The following is a 17,036-nucleotide window of genomic DNA, read 5'->3' on the forward strand; positions in this document are numbered from 1 at the left end:
GGTAGCTTTTCATACCCGCGAGCCCAACACTGGTTCATGGAACACGATGCCACGGTCGAAGGGGTCGGCGTCGGTGTCAACGAGGAAGGGGGCGGTACGCCGGTCGTTTTGCTCCGTGCACGCGAGGAGATCATCCCTATCTTCGTCAGCACGGATCAGGCCCAGTCGATGCAACTGGCGATCGACGGCGAGCCCTTCGAGCGCCCGCTCACCCACGATCTGTTGGTCGAGATGGTGACGGAGTTCGGGGGAGCCATCGACCGGGTCCGTATCGACGATCTGGCCGACGGGACCTTCTACGGGAAGATCGATGCGGAGCAGTACACCGACGACCGGCGCAAGGACATGGTGTTTGACGCCCGTCCTTCGGATGCCATCGCGATTGCCCTCCGGGTAGACTGTCCGGTCGTCGTGACAGACGATGTTATCGACGAGGCCGGACGATCGCCGGAGCAGTTCGATCAGGGCGGGAGCAGCAGTGAGGATCTCGGACTGTGAGGACGCGAAACCTTTCTGCGTCTATCCGCTCTAAAAGTAGGTGATGGGGTACAAATCGGTCATCTTCGACAACGACGGCGTGTTGCTGACACTGACGGACATGGATGCACACTACGTCGGCGCGCGCCAGGCGTTCGAGGAACTGGGGGTAGTCTCACCGTCGACAGCCCACGTCGAGGCGATGAGTATCGGCGTGACAGTGCCCGAACTCACCGAAATCTGTACGCAATACGATATCGACCCCAAGCGGTTCTTCCGAGTTCGTGACGAGGCCCTGACCGCGGTCCAGCGGGCGCTTATTCGAGCCGGAGAGAAACAGCCCTACGCCGACGTATCTGTCCTCGACCGACTGGACTGTCCGCTGGGTGTGGTTTCCTCGAATCAGCGCGATACCGTCTCCTTCGCCTTTGAGCACTTTGATATCGGCCACCACTTCGACACCGTCTGGGCGCGCGAGCCGACAGTCGAGAGCCTCCGGCGGAAGAAACCGCGGCCGTACTACATCGAGCGGGCGATGGACGACCTCAACGTCAGCAATGCCCTGTTTGTCGGCGACAACGAATCCGACATCGAGGCGGCACATCGGGCCGGGATCGACTCGGCGTTTATTCGTCGACCACACCGTGTTGACACGCAACTCGACGTGACACCGGACCACGACGTGTCTGGCCTCGAAGACGTGGTTCAGCTCGCCAGTGGACGCAGCGGGAGCGATTGAGCCGTATCCGGACCTAATGGATACACACTCTTCGTTTTCTGGTACGTATACTGAAAGCAACCTTTCCCATGGCAAGTGCCGTGAAACGGTATGGAGAAGCCGGTCGGTGGAACGGATGAGAACGAACAAGCGGCACGTGACACACCGGCACAGCAGTCGCCCCCTGTGCTGTTGGAGACGCTTGCCGCGCGAATGCCCGAGCCGGTGGTCGTTTCCGCCGCAGACGGGGAGATACGGACCGGGAACGACCACCTCTGTGACCTCCTCGACTCGGACCCATCGGACGTGTTTGGAAGCCAGATAGGTACGTTCTTCCCGGGTCTGGATGGCGTTGACCTCAGAGCCCACTGCAGTCAGTCACCAGGAACACCGCTAACGTCGTCGTGTTCTGCCGGCGACACGGAGCGGTGGGTCGAAATCGCCTTCGAGCCCCAGCAGTGGGACGGTGAGGAATTGTATCTGGGAATCGTCCACGATATCACCGAACGCCATGAGCGAACGGAGATGCTCGAACAGTACGAACGGATCGTTGAGACCATCGAGGACGGCATCTACACACTTGACGAGGCGTTCACGATGCAGACGGTCAACAGTGCCGTCGAGTCGATGACCGGCTATGATAAGGACACGCTGGTCGGGTCGAACGCGACGCTACTGGCAGACGAATCCGTCATCGAGGAGGCCGCGGAGATGTCGCGGCAGTTCATCGAGGGCGAACGCGATGTCGGGACACTGACTACGGATCTCAGAACCGCTGACGGAGACACGTTTCCGATCGAAACCAAGTTCACGACGTACGACCGCGAGGACGGGAGCTACCGGCAGGTCGGCGTCGTTCGGGATATCTCTGACCGGAAGCGGTTCGAGGAGACGCTCGCGGCGCTGCACGAGTCAACCAGAAAACTGCTCCACACGGAAACCAAGACGGCCGTGGCCGAGCAGATACTCGACACAGCCGTCGACGTACTGGAGCTCCCCGATGTGGCGATCTACCTGTTCGACCGAAGCGACAACACCCTTCGCAGCGTCGGCGATACCGAGAAGGACAGAGCCGCGTCTATCGGTCCGGGCGAGAGCGCAGTGTGGGACGTGTTCGTGCAGGACAGCGCTGTCGAAGTTCCCCCCGGCGAGAGCATCGACCTCGGTGCGGGACCGGTCGCGGCGGACGCAACGCGGCTCTGCCTCCCACTCGAAGACCACGGCGTGTTCTACATCGAACTGGGCGAGCAACACAGCGACGCCAGAACCCGGGAGATGGTGGACTTGCTCGCCGCCAGCGCCGAAGCCGCGCTCGCTCGTGTCGACCGCGAGACGACGCTCCGCGAACGCGAGGCCGAGCGCCGCGAACAAAACCGTGAGCTACGCCGGCTCAAGCAGGTCAACGCAATCATTCGCCGGATCGACCAAGTGCTCGTTGAGGCGGAGACCACTGAAGAGATTGAGCAGGCGGTGTGTGACCAGTTGGCCGAATCCCAGTGGTTCTCCTTTGCCTGGCTCGGCCGACAGGACGCGACGGAACTCGTTCCCAGAGCGTGGGCGGGCGACACCGCCAGCTATCTGGACGCTATTTCGCTGTCGCTGGAACGCGAGGGCGGGCCGCCGGCCGTCCAGACTGCACAGTCCGAGGCGATGACTATCATCCCATCAGTGGCGGACAACCTCCGAGGCGACCATTGGCGGACAGAGGCGCTCTCTCGAGAGTTCCAGTCAGCACTCAGTATCCCGCTCGAATACGACGACTTCGTCTACGGTGTCTTGACGGTGTATGCCCAGCAGGAAGACGGGTTCGACGAGATGCTTCAGGAGGTGTTCGCCGAACTCGGCGAGACTATCGCAAACGCGATACGAGAGGTCGAGTCCCGACAGCGGCGGGCCGGCGATGGGACCGTCGAACTCGAACTATCGCTGTCGGCCCCGCAGTCGTTCCTGACCCACCTCGCAGACCAGGTCGGCGTCCCGGTCGTCTGTGAGGGGGCCGTACAGCGGAGCGACGGGGCGATACGCCTTTTCGTCGCTATCTCGGACTGCGACCCGGTTGTCGTCGAGGAACAGATGGTGTCGATGGCTCGTGTCGACACCGCGAGAGCGATCTCGGCCGACCAGTTGGACGGGCTTTACGAGGTCGTCGTGACGGGTCAGACCGTCGCGGAGACCATACTGGAGCAGGGTGGGCGGTTGAAATCGATCCGAACATCGACGGGTGGACTCACGGTGACAGTTGTCGTCTCGAGTGAAACCGATGTCCGGCAGTTCGTCGAACAGTTTGGCGAGCGCTACACGAACGTCACACTGATCGCGCGCCGTGACGGCGCACAGTCCGACGGGCAGCAAGACGGGACGGTCCGGTCGGCACTGGAGGAGCAACTCACCGACAGGCAGTTCGAAGTACTCCAGACGGCGTACCTGAGTGGCTTTTTCGACTGGCCGCGAGAGACGACTGGTCAGGAGATCGCAGCCAGTCTAGACGTGTCACAGCCGACAGTCAACCGACACCTCCGTGTCAGCGAGCGAAAGTTGCTCGAACTCGTGTTCGGCGATAGCTGATAGCGTCGCTATACTATTAGTGACCAGTCCGGCAGGCGGTATCTGTATAGCCACAATCACCTTTTGAACCACTGATCAAGGGACAAACAGCGACGAACCATGTCCCAGGCAAAACTGGTCTACAGACCGACACCCAATGAACCGCTGAGCGAAACCATCGTCCACGCCGTCGCCGACACGCTGGGTGTCGATCCCGTTGATCTCGATGACCGAATCAGTGACTGTATCGACCCTGATGCGCTGGATCGACTGTTCCGTCCTGAGGCGGATGGCACCCCGAGTCCTGACGGACTGGTCGTGTTCAGTATGGCTGGCTGTCGTATCGAAGTCGAAGGGAACCGTTCGGTGCTGGTGACACCGTCCCGCGGCGGCCCAGTGGCGACCGAACTCGAAGCGTAACTCGCGCGGTTGTTCTGCTGATGCTATGTAACTTCATTTAGAGAAGTATTGCCATCAGCAAACGTAGTATTGTCACCTTATTTTTACATCTCTCTCACAGATCCCCGCTATTTTTCAGTAAGTAGATATTTCTTTTGTGGTAGCAACTGAAAAACTGGTACGTAACTTGGAGTAAAGCGGAGTAAACACTTTGTTAATAGTATCCTACTAACATCCTACGCGTCAGTACCACTATAAGCGCAACTTCGCCTCTCGAATATATGGACCGCGGACACCAACTGATCGGAACCGGCTCGCAGTCGGGCAAAAGCGCAAAAGCAGTGACCGTTCAATCTGAAGAAGTAGAACAACCCAAACACCAGTTAATCGGATATTATTCTACCGACGGTACCGAGACTCAGGATGCAACTGTCGGGGGGCAGTCACAATGAGTGTTGAGTCACCGGCGGTTGATGCACAGGACCTCCTCGAAGAGGTTCGAACAACCAGCCTCCCGGACCAGGTTGCAGAACTGGCAGATGAATACGAACGAGTCTGTGGCGAGCGTGATCGGTTCCTCTGGCAGTGGATCTACTCGCTATTCCCCGAGTTTACGCTCTCCTCTGTCGACCCGGACCACGCCGACCACGTCCGGACACAGAAGACGATACTCACGATGTACGTCACGATTCTGGACGACATCGTCGAGAACGACGGAGACCGAGACACCTTCGAAGAGGCCCGACGACTCGTCCAAGACCCGTCAGCCGTAGACCCGAGCCGTGCGGCGGTAAGCGAGGAATATTTCTCCTTTATTGAGCGTGTGTGGCGGGAGTTCGAGGGGGGGCTGACTGACGCACCGCGTGTCGAAGAGTTCTACGACGTCTTCACCTACGATATGCGACAGACGCTAAATGCGATGGACTACAGCGCTGTTGTCAATGAGAACCCACGGATTGCGAACCTCAGTGGGGCCGAAACCTATGGGGCGCATAACATGGTAATGTTCCCCTACGCGGCCGTTGACCTCATGTACTCGCCGGAATTCGAACTCGCCGACTACGGCACCGTTCGGGACCTCATCTGGGACCTACAGGAGATGGCTCGTATTGGCAACTGGCTCACGACCTGGGAACGAGAGGTCAAGGAAGGGGACTACACCGCGGGAATCGTCGTGTTGGCCCTTCAGGAAGGGTTCGTTACACCTGAAGAGCTGGAAAACCCGGACGGGAAAGCTGAACTCATCGACAAAATCAAAGCCGAACAGTTCGAGGCCCGGTTCCGGGACCGGTGGGCCGACATCTATCAGTCCGTGCGTGACCGCGAGTTCGATACGGATAGTGTCGACCTTGACGCGCTGGTGCAGGGCATGGAAACAGTGTTCCAGTACCACGAAGCCAGCCGCGGACACAAGTAACAGAGCGGCATTTCGCGGTCTGCAGAGAGGGGCGAACTGATTCTGTGTGTGAAGCAGGTACCTGCCGTGCCGTCAGTCGTCAGCGACGAGCGGTTCCTCGTCGTCGGCGACGAGGCGGTCCATCGCATCGACCATTGCGCGCACCGATGCCCGCGTGATGTCCGAGTCGCTGGCAGAGACGACGACGTGATCGTCGCCGCGTGACATCTCGATTTCGACCGTAACAAGCGCGTCCGTCCCGCCGGTGATAGCGTCGACGTGATAGTCTTCGAGCGTCGCATCGGCGGTGTGTGACAGTGCCACCCCGGCGGCGTTCATCGCGGCATCGACCGGCCCGGAACCGACCGCTGCCTCCTTACGTTCCTCGCCGTCGACTGAGAGTCGGACGCTCGCTGTCGGCGTATCGGAGCCAGAAACGGCGGTCAGGCCGAGCAGTTCGACTCGGCGGTCGCGTGCGTCGCCGGTCACCTCGTCGGCGATGGTCAGCAGGTCGGCATCGGTGACGCGCTTACCGCGGTCGCCGATCTCCTTGACGCGGCTGACGATCTCTGAGAGTTGGTCATCGGTAACCTCGACATCGTGTTCGTCAAGTGCGGCCTCGACACCGGCCCGACCCGCGTGCTTGCCGAGCGCTAGTCGGCGTTCGCGGCCCACCTTCTCCGGCGGGTACGGCTCGTACATCGAGTCGTCCTTGAGCGTGCCGTCGGTGTGGATGCCTGACTCGTGGGTGAAGGCGTTCTCGCCGACAACCGCCTTGTTTGGTGCCAGCGGAATGCCGGTCCGATTGGCGGTGAGCTGGGCGAGGTCGTACACTTCGGTGAGGTCCATCGACTCGACGCCGTAGCCGTGGTCGAGCGCGATGGCGACCTCTTCGAGAGCGACGTTGCCGGCACGCTCGCCAATACCGTTTATCGTTCCGTGGACGAGGTCCGCACCCGCTGCGATGGAGACTAAGGCGTTGGTCACTGCCAGCCCCAGATCATCGTGGGTGTGCGTGCTGACCGGACCGAGGTCCGAGAGCCGTGAGACACATTCGAGCGCGCGGTCCGGCGTCGCGTGGCCGACGGTGTCGGCCCAGCAGATGCGGTCCGCGCCGGCCTCGACGGCGGCGCCGAGCAATTCTTCGAGGTAGTCTAGATCGGCCCGTGAACCGTCCTCGCCGATGACCTCGACCCAGAGCCCGTGGTCGACGGCGTACTCCACCAGTTCGACGGTGTTGTCGACGTTTTCGCTCTTGGAGGTGCCGACCTTCTGCTCCACGTGCTTGTCACTGGCCGGAACAACGAGATTGATGCCGTCGACACCACAGTCGAGCGCGAGGTCGATGTCGTTCTGGATACCGCGACAGAAGCTGGTGACAGTGCTGTCGAGGTCAAGCCCCGCGACACGGGAAATCGTCTCGCGCTCGCCGGGCCCGGTACAGGCGCTCCCGGCTTCGATGACGTCGATACGCGCCGCATTGAGCGAGCGGGCGATATCGGCCTTGTCATCCGGCGTCAGCGAGACGCCGGGGGCTTGCTCGCCATCACGTAGCGTCGTGTCGAGAAACTGTACCTCACCGACATCTGAGAGCGCACGCATCGCTGGGTGCCCCTCGAACAATGTGTTCTGACTCACAGAAGATGCTCCATCACGCGCCACGAATTTCGCGGCCAGCCGCCTCGCGGCGACTTCCTCTATCCTCCGTCGGGTGTTCCGACATAGTGGTGTCTACTCTAATCTTCACGGTCTAAAAGGTGACGGAACTGACTACCACACCTCATGCCTGTCGTGTTCAGGATTCCAGACGGACCGTGTCACCTTCGGAAACGTCCGACGCCGCACCCCCGGGCAATTCGATGACAGTGTCCGCGTTCGCGTAACCGACCGAGCGCCAGGGTTGCAGGGTTTCGACGGCCTGGACCTCTTCGTCGACGAGCCAGAGCACATCGAGCGAGAACCGGACGAATAACATATGGATGAACTGTCGGCTCGCGTGGTCGAATGGAAAGACGAGCGCGTAGTCGTCGGGAATCGATGACCGGAACATCAGCCCCCGGCCCTGTTCGAGCATCGACTCGGCGTACTCCACCTCCGTTGCCAGCGGGCGTGCCGCGCCGTCGGGGTCGTGAACGAGCCGCATACCACCGCGGAGGTCGTAGGCAGGCAAAAAGTCTTCTGTCGGAGCGGAGGGTTTGAGGGGCAACGGCCACTCACTATGTCGTATGGAGAAGGCCCCCGGGGGGACGTCCGTCGGCGTCGATGACCCGTACGATCACGTCCAGCGGTGTGACTTCGTTACCGGCGAGGGGAAGTGTCGCTGGGCACGCGAACACGGTCATCACGACCCTGAATTCGCCAATGCCCGGAGTGGCGACGACTTTCGCTGTCCGGCAGCAATTACGCCCGACGACGCGGATGCAGACGCAGAGCCGGAGTGGGACTGGGCCGACTGCCCGCATTTCCGCTCCCGGAACCACGACCGGGAGTGTGTTCGGTGCGGACTCGAAGAGCGGCGGATGGCCCACTCTGCGGACCGACCGCTGCTGGAGGAACACCATCTCTCGTACCGCGACGGCGGCGATGAGCTCTCACACGAAATAACGGTATTTCTCTGCCGGTGGTGTCACGCGAAGATTCACCAATCGTGGGCGCGGCTTGACGACGACGCGAACCCAGACCCAGACGCCATCGCACAGCGTGAGCAACGCCGCTCTAAGGAGCAATCCGAACTGGGCTTCGAGTCGGCGGCCGACCGCTACGACGACTCATAGACGTGCTAAATATCACATCTGATAATTACTGCCGCACAGATAAGTGGGCACGTCGTAACCAGTTACTAAGGTGACCCCTCCGGCGCTCACGAAACAGTCGCTGGGGACGGGATATGTCGTCGCAACGGGCGTCGTGATTTCCGGCGCATTACTCGCCCACGGCATGTCTATCGTCCGGCCATCCCCGATAGACGTGGTCATCCTCAGCGTGGGGTTGACACCGGCGTTAGCCCTGGTAGCGGCGAACTACTGGCTACCGGTGAGCGGACTGTCCGGCGACCAGATATGGACCGCGGCGGAGTGGTGCGGGCTTGGCATCGCGCTGTTTACCGTCATCAAAATCGTCGTGTTGCTCGCCCCAGTCCCACAGTCCTCAATGATCCCGTCGATACTTGCAAGCGGGGTCGCAGTCGGCGGGTTTGGTGGGGTTTTGTTCGGGTGGCTGCTGGAACTCCGGCGGTCCAGACGCCGTCTCGCCCAGAGCAACGAAGTGTTGTTTCGAGTGTTCAGGCATGACCTTCGGAACGACCTCAACGTCGCACTCGGACACCTCGGTGAACTGCAGCGGGAGACGGCAGAGCGTGGCAGGCCCGAATCACGTGCACATGTCGAGCAGTTGAGCGGGACTATCGATGGCATCATCGAGACCACCGAGAAGGCGAGGCAGATAGAGTTCGCGTTCGATGCGGACCGCCGTGCACAGGAGCCGATCGACCTCGTGCCATGCGTCAGGGAACAGGCAAAAAAGATCACGCAGTCGCACCCGGAGGCCACTGTTGAACTCGACCTCCCTGAACAGTCGCGGGTGTACGCCGATTGGATGCTCGACACCGTGTTCCTGAACGTTATCGAGAACGCAGTCGTCCACTGCGAAGAGACCCCGACACTGTATATTTCAGTTGAAGAACGCGATCGAACCGTGTTCGTTCATATCGGGGATAACTGTCCATCCATTCCACAACACGAACGGGATGTCCTCAATAGCGGCGTGGAGACACAACTGTGTCACTCAAAGGGAGTCGGACTGTGGCTGACGACGTGGATCGTCGAGAGTTACGGCGGGGCAGTACACCTCACGACCTCGGATAACGGCAACACCGTGACGCTGGAACTGCGCGGCCCGACAGTCATCGACGAGGTTCGCCAGACCCTTCGAGAGTGGCCCTGAGGCCGGATACGAAGGGTCCGTCGACCGCATCAGGAGATATATACGCCTTCGTGGCCTTCGCGTCAGTAATGACCCAAATCGACGTAATCGACAATCACGGACAGTTCACGCATCTGGAGCAGCGCGCGCTCCGGGACATGGGCGTCGATGTCTCGCTCAGGGACAACACGACACCTCCCGAGGAGATCGACGCCGACGGCATCGTCCTTTCAGGCGGTCCGGACATGGACGATATCGGGAACTGTTCCGAGTACCTCGACCTCGACGTGCCCGTGCTCGGTATCTGTCTGGGAATGCAACTCATCGCCGACGAACTCGGCGGCCGGGTCGGCGGCGGCGAATACGGCGGCTACGCGGACGTAACGGTCGACATCCTTGATGAGGACGACCCGCTTCTCGGCTCGCTGCATCCCGAAACGCGTGTGTGGGCGAGCCACGCTGATGAAGTGAAGGAAGTACCGCCCGGATTCGAGCGGACTGCGACCTCCGACGTTTGTGGCGTTGAGGCGATGAGCAACACGGACGAGGCGATATACGGCGTCCAGTGGCATCCGGAGGTCGCCCACACCGAAGAGGGCGAGGAAGTGTTCGAGAACTTCTTGTCAGTCTGTGACCAGCAGTCTGTCGCCCGCCAGTAACCGTCGGGGAAGAATGTAACTGGTTTTATATTCGCTCGTAGGGTGTGATACAAAAATGACGGCGACACAGGGCAATCTTGCTAACCTTTCGCGGTTTATTTTCAGGGCTCCGACCTGGTATACGAGCCTAGCCTTTGCGCTGGTCATCGCGGCGATGACCGGCATCGTTGCGTTCGACTCGCGGTTCATCCTTGATGACGCCTGGCAGGGCGTGTTTCTCATCGGCCTGCCGACCTCAATCGCCAGTGCCGTGACGCCGTGGGTCGACCGACAGCTGGGTGGACAGCTAACCCCGAACCGGGCCACCCTGCTTGCGGTCATCTGTGAGCTCATCACAATCGCGATGCTGACCATTGCCGGCGTTATCGCCATCTTTACTGTCCGCCTCGGCCAGAATTTCGTCTTCGACGTATTGCTGGTCGCGCTGGCGTCGATATTCGCCTTCCGGCTACTGATACTGATGGCTGTCTCGCGGCATTCACTCCTGAAAGCGGCGATTCCGGCGAGCGTCCAGACAGTCACGGCCGCCGTGTTGCTGGCAATATACAGCGGGGCGACCGCGTTCATCCTCGATAACCCGATGCTCCGGGAGTACCTTTCCCGCCCAGAAGAAGTACCGCCGCAGGTACAGGGGTTTATCCCACAGGATTTCACCATTCTCGCGGTTATCTGTGTCATCTACGCGCTGGCGGTCTGGCTGTTTCTGGTCGTCATCGACCAACCGTGGCGCTCCTCGCTCGGCGTGTCCGCGCTGGATTTCCTCCGGGGTTTCATCGGCCACATCGCGGAGGGGACGCGCGAACTGGAGGAGTTCTTCGAGGATATCGGCGAAGAAGCAGTCGTTCCGGTCACCTTGCTATCGGTCCGCCGGCCGAGTGGCGAGGAGAAAGCCCGGTTCGTCCTGCCGATGATTCACCCCGGTCCGATGGGTGAAATCGGCGGCGGGAACCTCCCCAGACGCGTCGCCGAGTCAGCCGACGGCCTCGCCTTCCCGCCACACGCGACCGCCGGTCACGACTTCAACCTCGTCACGGAACGGGAAGTCGACAAGATCCTGTCGACGGCTGAGACAGCGTACCAGCGTATCGAGTACGACGGCCAAGCGACGGCAGGCCACCGGGTCACCGAAGGCGAGGCCACGCTGACGGGACAGGCCTTCGGCTCCGACGCGCTCGTCGTGAACACGTACGCACCGGGCTGTGCCGACGACGTGGAGTACGCCGTGGGACTCTCGGCAATGTCGGAAGCACGGGCCGACGGACTCGACGACGTGCTTCTGGTTGACGCGCACAACTGCAACGACGGGCTCGAAGGTGACGACCTCGGCCACGTCGTCCCCGGCAGTCAGCGGTCCTTCGACATGCTCCACGGGGCTGGACAGCTTGGAAGCCTGCTCACGGACGCTGAAACTGGCCAACTCAGCTGTGGCATCGCCTGGGACGAAACCCCATGGGAGCCAGAGGATGGCATCGGCCCGCTCGGAATCCGCGTTTGTGTCTTCGAGGTCAACAACCAGCGGACGGCGTACGTGCTCATCGACGGCAACAACATGGAACCGGACCTCCGCCAGCGCATCATCGACGCTGCCGAAGGCGTGGATATGATGGAAGTGATGACCAGCGACACCCACATCGTCAATACTGTCGAGGCCGAGAATCAGGTCGGACAGGCCATCCCCGAGAAAGAGATCATTGCGCTCATCGGGGACCTCGTCGACAGAGCCGTCGCCGATCTCGAACCCGTCGAAGCCGGGATGGCGAGCGAACAGGTGACTGTGACAGTGTTTGGTAACGACCGAACCGAGACGCTGGCCTCGACTGCCAACGCGATGGTGTCGATGGGTGGTGCGCTGGCCGCGGCGTTTATTCTCGTCGTCATGACGATTAGCGTGCTGATTTTCCTGCTGACCTGAGTCGTCGATCAGATACATTCCGTCTGAGACCCAGTGCTGTCACTCGGCGAGTTGTTCCGTCAGAGAACCGATGGAGAGATAATGACCATTTACCACATCTTAATATCTTATTGACATAATCAAATCGAGGACAACCGACCAATGGTTCACTCGAATGCCTGCGTTGAAGGACTTCAACGTCTGTTACCTATGAGAAGACTCAAAAATAGTTAGATTTCATACTACGATGGTACAAATAAATATCCACAGTCATGAACCGACACAATTCATTCGCGCCTGCGTGAGGCCAGCCAGCTGTATGGCTCTCTTTCAGGTGACAGTAAGTATCTATAGTAAATGATACAGTACCGAGCAGTATATATAAAGCCCGGCCTGTTATATAATGCTGTATGTCATGACAAATACGCAACTAGAAGCAGCGGTTGACATAAGTACAAACTCGAATAGGGCTATCAATAATTAGAATCGTTCTGTTTTCTCCTTTTAGTTTGAAAGTGTATTTTCCGACGTTACTGCCTCTAATGGCTACAGTATCGCTGACGGGGACAACTGACCGCCGATCGTTCTTTCCAGTTAGTGAGACAGTCCAGACGTCTTTATACTGAGTACCTTCCGCTGGCTCCGAACAGAAACAGTCGACATTTCTCATATTTGATTGTTCTGGGCAAACGTTTATTCATACCGACATCTCAGCCATATCTATGCCGATGAAATACTATCTAGAGGTTGCCGCCCAGTCAATTAGCTATGACAGCGAACGCATCATTGAAATTCCGCCTATCACTGGTGACAGTCGCTGTAATCTAAAAATACGATAATTAATATAGATACGATACTTTCAGCATATGCTTCCCAATACAGAGTACCCTCCAGCAGTGGTCTCCTTGGCCCTGCTCGTCGGTGCCTTGATGATACTGAGTCCGCTGGCAACAGCAAGTGTGGCCGCAACCCATGACAGTGACGATTTGCGGTCCACGATTGGACCCACAGTATCGGCCGAACAAGTGAGACTCTCACCAACCCAATCGGTTGGAACGTCACAGAATACGACGCCAGCACGGACCGAAGCATCGAATGCGACGTCTACACCAACACCTACGGCGACCCCAACACCGACACCCACACATACCGCGACGCCAACACCTACGCCCACACATACTGCGACGCCAACACCTACGCCCACACATACTGCGACGCCAACACCTACACCCGCACATACCCCAACGCCAACACCCACACACACGGCGTCGCCGACACGAAGTACGCCATCTGCTCCCACACAGACAGCAACACCTACGTCCACGCGTACGGTGCAGGAGACCGAGGAGAGCACCAGAACACACATCGACGCACCGTCAGGAATTGCAATCGCGAACCTCTCAGCGCCGGACCGGGTACGCCCGGGAGAAACGTACACGGTGACAGCGATGGTGCGAAACCCCACCGAGGAGGTCCGCTCGGAGCGGATTGAATACCGGTTCAACGAAGCGACAGTGAACAACCGAACAGTCGTATTAGATGCCGGCGAGTCGCAGGAACTCCGTTTCAAGCAGACCGCTGACGGACGGATGACTGGTACAGAATCGATCGATACGGGGACGTACGTGCACGGCGTCCGCAATGAGTCCGGAGAAGGTGTGCCACGGTATGTGCGCATAACGCCGGATATCGATCTGACAATTAACGGGTTCCAAGATCCCGTAACGGCACCGAACGACCGGCAGTTTATCGTACTGGCGACCGTCTCGAACCCCGGTGAAACGACGGTCACACGGGAGGTAACCTACCGCTTCGCAGGGAAACCTATCGCCGAAAAGACTGTCACAGTAGGTGGCGGCGAGCGACAGCAGGTTGCGTTTGCTGTCACCGCGGACCGGATCGAGGCAGCGACTACAGGCGTCCAGCGAGGCCGGACCTACGACCATAGTATTAGTACCGCCGGTGGAGCCAGCATCGGTGACGCCGTCCAGCTGCAAAGTGGATCTGGCGCGAGTGCGGACTCGCTCGCGGCTCAGGAGCCGACGTTTCCAACAGACGTCCGCGAAGGCGAGCGTCACATAGTCGCAGTAACTGTCAGAAATGTTGATACAGCCGCGTTCGACGGCCAGTTCGTCTACCGAATCAATGGGACCACTGTCGCGACGCGGAGTATCGAGATCCCCGCGGGGGAACGACAGACCGTCGAGTTTGCTGTCGCGTACTCAAAGGTCAAGCGAGCAGTATTCCCACTCACTTCACATCCCGTCACACAGTCTATCACTGTCGGGAACACGTCCCTCGCCAGCCACGATGTCACAGTCCATGGAAGTACCACGGAGACAGCGGCGACTCCAATACCACGAGAAACACCGACCTTTGCGAGCCAACCGGACAACGACACCGGAACAGACGGCGAGACATGTGAACGGGGCTTTTTCAATGAATGTGGGGGAACGACCCTTGATCAAATGACGTTGACACTCGTCGGGACAGTCAGTTCTGTCTTTGCGATGCTCTACGAAATGGCTAGGGGAGCCTGACAGATGGCGCGAGGACTTCCCGCTGTCTGGGGCTCAATCTTTGGCGGTCCGATGATTGCGTCCGGTATCTACTTCTACTGGTTCGCCGCTACGTACCCACTGGTCGCGTCACAACCCGAGACGCCGCCCTCGGTTGGACTCATCACGATGGGGTTCGGTCTGTTCATCACCGGAATGGGGGTGTATGTCCACTCCGTTGCCGCGCCTGAAGCGTTGCAGTTGCGCGACGGCGAGCACATCGTCGAAGACCGAAAGCCTGCACAGCGAAACGCGCTCGCAGAGGCCGGGATTGCTGTCCCCATTCTCGGACTCGGTGGCTACCTGCTGTACGTCACTCAACGCCCGCTGTACCAGCCAACACTCGTGCTCGCTGGCGGACTATTCCTGTTCTCCAGAGGACTGTATCGGTACTGGCAGAACACGCTCACCACCTACTTCCTGACGAATCAGCGAGTCGTTGAAGAGTACCGGTTCGTCTCGCTCCGCCGCAACGAGGTCCCACTGCAGAAGGTCCGCGGTGTTGAGGAATACCGCTCTGTCTGGGACTCCCTGTTCGGGCTGGGGAACGTTGCCGTACGATCCGGTGCTAGCGGTGGACTGACAATCTCCATCAACCAAGTGTACGAACCCGCTGAATTCGGTGATCTGGTTCGTTCTGAACTCACACCGGAGCGAGATGGGGATGTACCGTTCGAAGAGGGACAGACCGCGACGACTGGGGCGACCGGCGGCACGTCGGACTCGCCCACAGTTGCTGACGCCGACGATACCACGGACAATGGGTCGGACGCAGCCAGTCAGTCTGACAGCGGAGCGAGCCCGCAATAGCTACTCGTCGCTGGACTGACCTGACAAGACGTGTCCACCCTCAACGCGATTTCTGCGATAACTGATGCGTCCTTCCACTGCGTGCGGATCAGACGCGATCCTATGTACTATTCAGATGTAGACAAATGATGTAGCGCCGAGGAGGAGATTTGAACTCCTGAGTCCGTGAGGACAGTTGCTCTCGAAGCAACCGCCTTGGCCAGGCTAGGCTACCTCGGCTCATCCCTCAGTACCGCCGTTTGCTCTTTAGGGGTTTCGATTTCGGACTCGACACCCCTTTATCCGACCCGTAACATGACAGGCTATGGATGCTACCGAGGCAAGCGAGGTGTCGAGTCAGATCCTCGATGAGATCGGGGGTGCCGTCATCGCTGACCGCGGCTTCTTCGAGACAGTGCTGCTGGGAGTCGTCGCGAAGGGCCACGTCCTGCTTGAGGACGTGCCCGGCACAGGGAAGACGCTGACCGCCCGCAGCGTCGCAACCGCGCTGGGGCTGTCCTTCTCCCGCATCCAGTTTACGCCGGATCTCCTGCCAGCAGATATCACGGGGACACACATCTTCAACGAGGAGTCACGGAGCTTCGAATTCACCGAGGGACCGGTGTTTGCCAACGTCCTGTTGGCCGACGAGATCAACCGCGCACCGCCAAAGACCCAGTCCGCGCTGCTCGAAGCGATGGAAGAAGGACAGGTCACTGTCGACGGGGACACGTACGACCTGCCCGAACCGTTCTTCGTCATCGCCACCCAGAACCCAGTCGACATGGAGGGGACCTTCGAACTCCCCGAAGCACAGGTCGACCGGTTCCTGGCAAAGACATCACTCGGCTATCCTGACGACGAAGGCGAGGTCGAACTCCTCCGGCGGCGTGCCGGTCGAACGACACAGAGTCCGACCGTAGAACCGGTTCTCAATGCCGAATCAGTCAAAGAACTCCGGAGCGTTCCGGAGACGGTTACCGTCGACGACGACCTGCTGCAGTACATGGCTGACCTCGTCCGGGCGACCAGAGACGACTACCGCGTGGATGTGGGGGTCTCACCGCGTGGGACCCAGCGGCTGTTCGAAGCGACGCGAGCGATGGCGACGATTACCGGCCGAGAGTACGTTGCGCCGGACGATATCAAGCGGGTCGCACAGCCAGTGCTGGCCCACAGGCTCGTATTAACGCCTGATGCCCGCGTCGAGCAAGTCGACAAGGGAACCGTCATCCAGAGCGTCCTCGATGAGGTTCCCGTCCCGACTGTCTAACCCCACGTCCAGTGAGCGTCAAGCGCATACCGATACACGCCAGTGATGACAATGGCCCCGCCATTACCGACCAGCGGCACGACGCCGCCCCAGGTAACAAACGCGTAGAGGAGACCCAATTGGAGCGGAATCGCCGTCCCACGGACGAGGTTTGTTTTCCCTAACCCGAGTACGTACTCCTGCAGGCTCGAATGCTGCGACCGGTGGAACGTCCAAGCGTTGTTGAGAGCGTACTGTAGCAGAATCGTACATTCGATGGCGATAGCGGCTGCGAAAATGTAATTCAGGCCACCGACATCGCTGAACAACCATAAGAGCGCTTGCTGAACCGACGCGGCAAACACACCGACGAGGAAAAACCGGATGAGTTGCTGTCGCCGGGCCGGTGTGACGACAGCAGACGCCATACAG

At 59.6% G+C, this 17,036-nt stretch carries 15 protein-coding genes and 1 tRNA gene; 12 read left to right on the plus strand and 4 right to left on the minus strand.

Annotation, left to right across the window (positions count from 1 at the left end):
• Positions 1 to 36: 36 nt before the first annotated feature.
• The 5 genes from RBH20_RS10510 (at position 37) to RBH20_RS10530 (ending at position 5,555) form a co-directional block, all read left to right on the plus strand.
• Positions 37 to 498 (plus strand): bifunctional nuclease family protein, encoded by a 462-nt coding sequence (locus RBH20_RS10510; protein ID WP_306708292.1) that lies wholly within the window; start codon positions 37 to 39, stop codon positions 496 to 498.
• Between the two features lie 43 nt (positions 499 to 541).
• A complete protein-coding gene (locus tag RBH20_RS10515; protein WP_306708293.1) occupies positions 542 to 1,216 on the plus strand; it encodes an HAD family hydrolase in 675 nt (224 codons plus the stop codon).
• Between the two features lie 90 nt (positions 1,217 to 1,306).
• Complete coding sequence (locus RBH20_RS10520; RefSeq protein WP_306708294.1) at positions 1,307 to 3,760, plus strand: bacterio-opsin activator domain-containing protein; 2,454 nt, start codon at positions 1,307 to 1,309, stop codon at positions 3,758 to 3,760.
• A gap of 99 nt (positions 3,761 to 3,859) precedes the next feature.
• Entirely contained in the window at positions 3,860 to 4,159 is a 300-nt protein-coding gene (locus RBH20_RS10525) for a HalOD1 output domain-containing protein (RefSeq protein WP_306708295.1), read from the plus strand.
• 427 nt (positions 4,160 to 4,586) lie between these two features.
• A complete protein-coding gene (locus RBH20_RS10530) occupies positions 4,587 to 5,555 on the plus strand; it encodes a hypothetical protein (RefSeq protein ID WP_306708296.1) in 969 nt (322 codons plus the stop codon).
• A 72-nt stretch (positions 5,556 to 5,627) separates the two neighbouring features.
• Here the strand turns inward: RBH20_RS10530 and RBH20_RS10535 are convergent, their stop codons facing one another.
• Together RBH20_RS10535 and RBH20_RS10540 are read right to left on the minus strand one after the other, a co-directional pair.
• The gene (locus RBH20_RS10535; protein WP_306710428.1) at positions 5,628 to 7,136 is read right to left on the minus strand and encodes a (R)-citramalate synthase; all 1,509 of its coding nucleotides are present in this window, start codon (positions 7,134 to 7,136) and stop codon (positions 5,628 to 5,630) included.
• Positions 7,137 to 7,329: 193 nt separating this feature from the next.
• On the minus strand, positions 7,330 to 7,677 hold the full coding sequence (locus RBH20_RS10540; protein WP_306708297.1) for a DUF192 domain-containing protein: 348 nt from the start codon (positions 7,675 to 7,677) through the stop codon (positions 7,330 to 7,332).
• 82 nt (positions 7,678 to 7,759) lie between these two features.
• Here RBH20_RS10540 and RBH20_RS10545 point away from each other — a divergent pair, with 82 nt between their 5' ends.
• The 6 genes from RBH20_RS10545 (at position 7,760) to RBH20_RS10570 (ending at position 15,373) form a co-directional block, all read left to right on the plus strand.
• The gene (locus RBH20_RS10545; RefSeq protein WP_306708299.1) at positions 7,760 to 8,308 is read left to right on the plus strand and encodes a hypothetical protein; all 549 of its coding nucleotides are present in this window, start codon (positions 7,760 to 7,762) and stop codon (positions 8,306 to 8,308) included.
• Between the two features lie 70 nt (positions 8,309 to 8,378).
• A complete protein-coding gene (locus tag RBH20_RS10550) occupies positions 8,379 to 9,476 on the plus strand; it encodes an ATP-binding protein (RefSeq protein WP_306708301.1) in 1,098 nt (365 codons plus the stop codon).
• Positions 9,477 to 9,544: 68 nt separating this feature from the next.
• Entirely contained in the window at positions 9,545 to 10,114 is a 570-nt protein-coding gene (locus tag RBH20_RS10555) for a GMP synthase subunit A (protein WP_306708303.1), read from the plus strand.
• A 55-nt stretch (positions 10,115 to 10,169) separates the two neighbouring features.
• A complete protein-coding gene (locus RBH20_RS10560) occupies positions 10,170 to 12,026 on the plus strand; it encodes a DUF2070 family protein (RefSeq protein WP_306708305.1) in 1,857 nt (618 codons plus the stop codon).
• 1,310 nt (positions 12,027 to 13,336) lie between these two features.
• Positions 13,337 to 14,545, plus strand: a complete 1,209-nt coding sequence (locus tag RBH20_RS10565; RefSeq protein ID WP_306708307.1) for a hypothetical protein — start codon at positions 13,337 to 13,339, stop codon at positions 14,543 to 14,545.
• Positions 14,546 to 14,548: 3 nt separating this feature from the next.
• Positions 14,549 to 15,373, plus strand: coding sequence for a PH domain-containing protein (locus tag RBH20_RS10570; protein WP_306708309.1), 825 nt, complete (start codon positions 14,549 to 14,551; stop codon positions 15,371 to 15,373).
• A gap of 134 nt (positions 15,374 to 15,507) precedes the next feature.
• On the opposite strand, the gene RBH20_RS10575 is transcribed toward RBH20_RS10570, so the two are convergent.
• A tRNA-Ser gene (locus RBH20_RS10575) sits at positions 15,508 to 15,592 on the minus strand.
• A gap of 85 nt (positions 15,593 to 15,677) precedes the next feature.
• On the opposite strand from RBH20_RS10575, the gene RBH20_RS10580 reads away from it, so the two are divergent.
• Positions 15,678 to 16,625, plus strand: a complete 948-nt coding sequence (locus RBH20_RS10580; protein ID WP_306708311.1) for a MoxR family ATPase — start codon at positions 15,678 to 15,680, stop codon at positions 16,623 to 16,625.
• On the opposite strand, the gene RBH20_RS10585 is transcribed toward RBH20_RS10580, so the two are convergent.
• A complete protein-coding gene (locus RBH20_RS10585; protein ID WP_306708313.1) occupies positions 16,622 to 17,032 on the minus strand; it encodes a GtrA family protein in 411 nt (136 codons plus the stop codon). The genes RBH20_RS10580 and RBH20_RS10585 overlap by 4 nt on opposite strands.
• Positions 17,033 to 17,036: the final 4 nt, after the last annotated feature.

This window comes from Haloarcula sp. H-GB4, from assembly GCF_030848575.1.
Lineage (GTDB): Archaea > Halobacteriota > Halobacteria > Halobacteriales > Haloarculaceae > Haloarcula.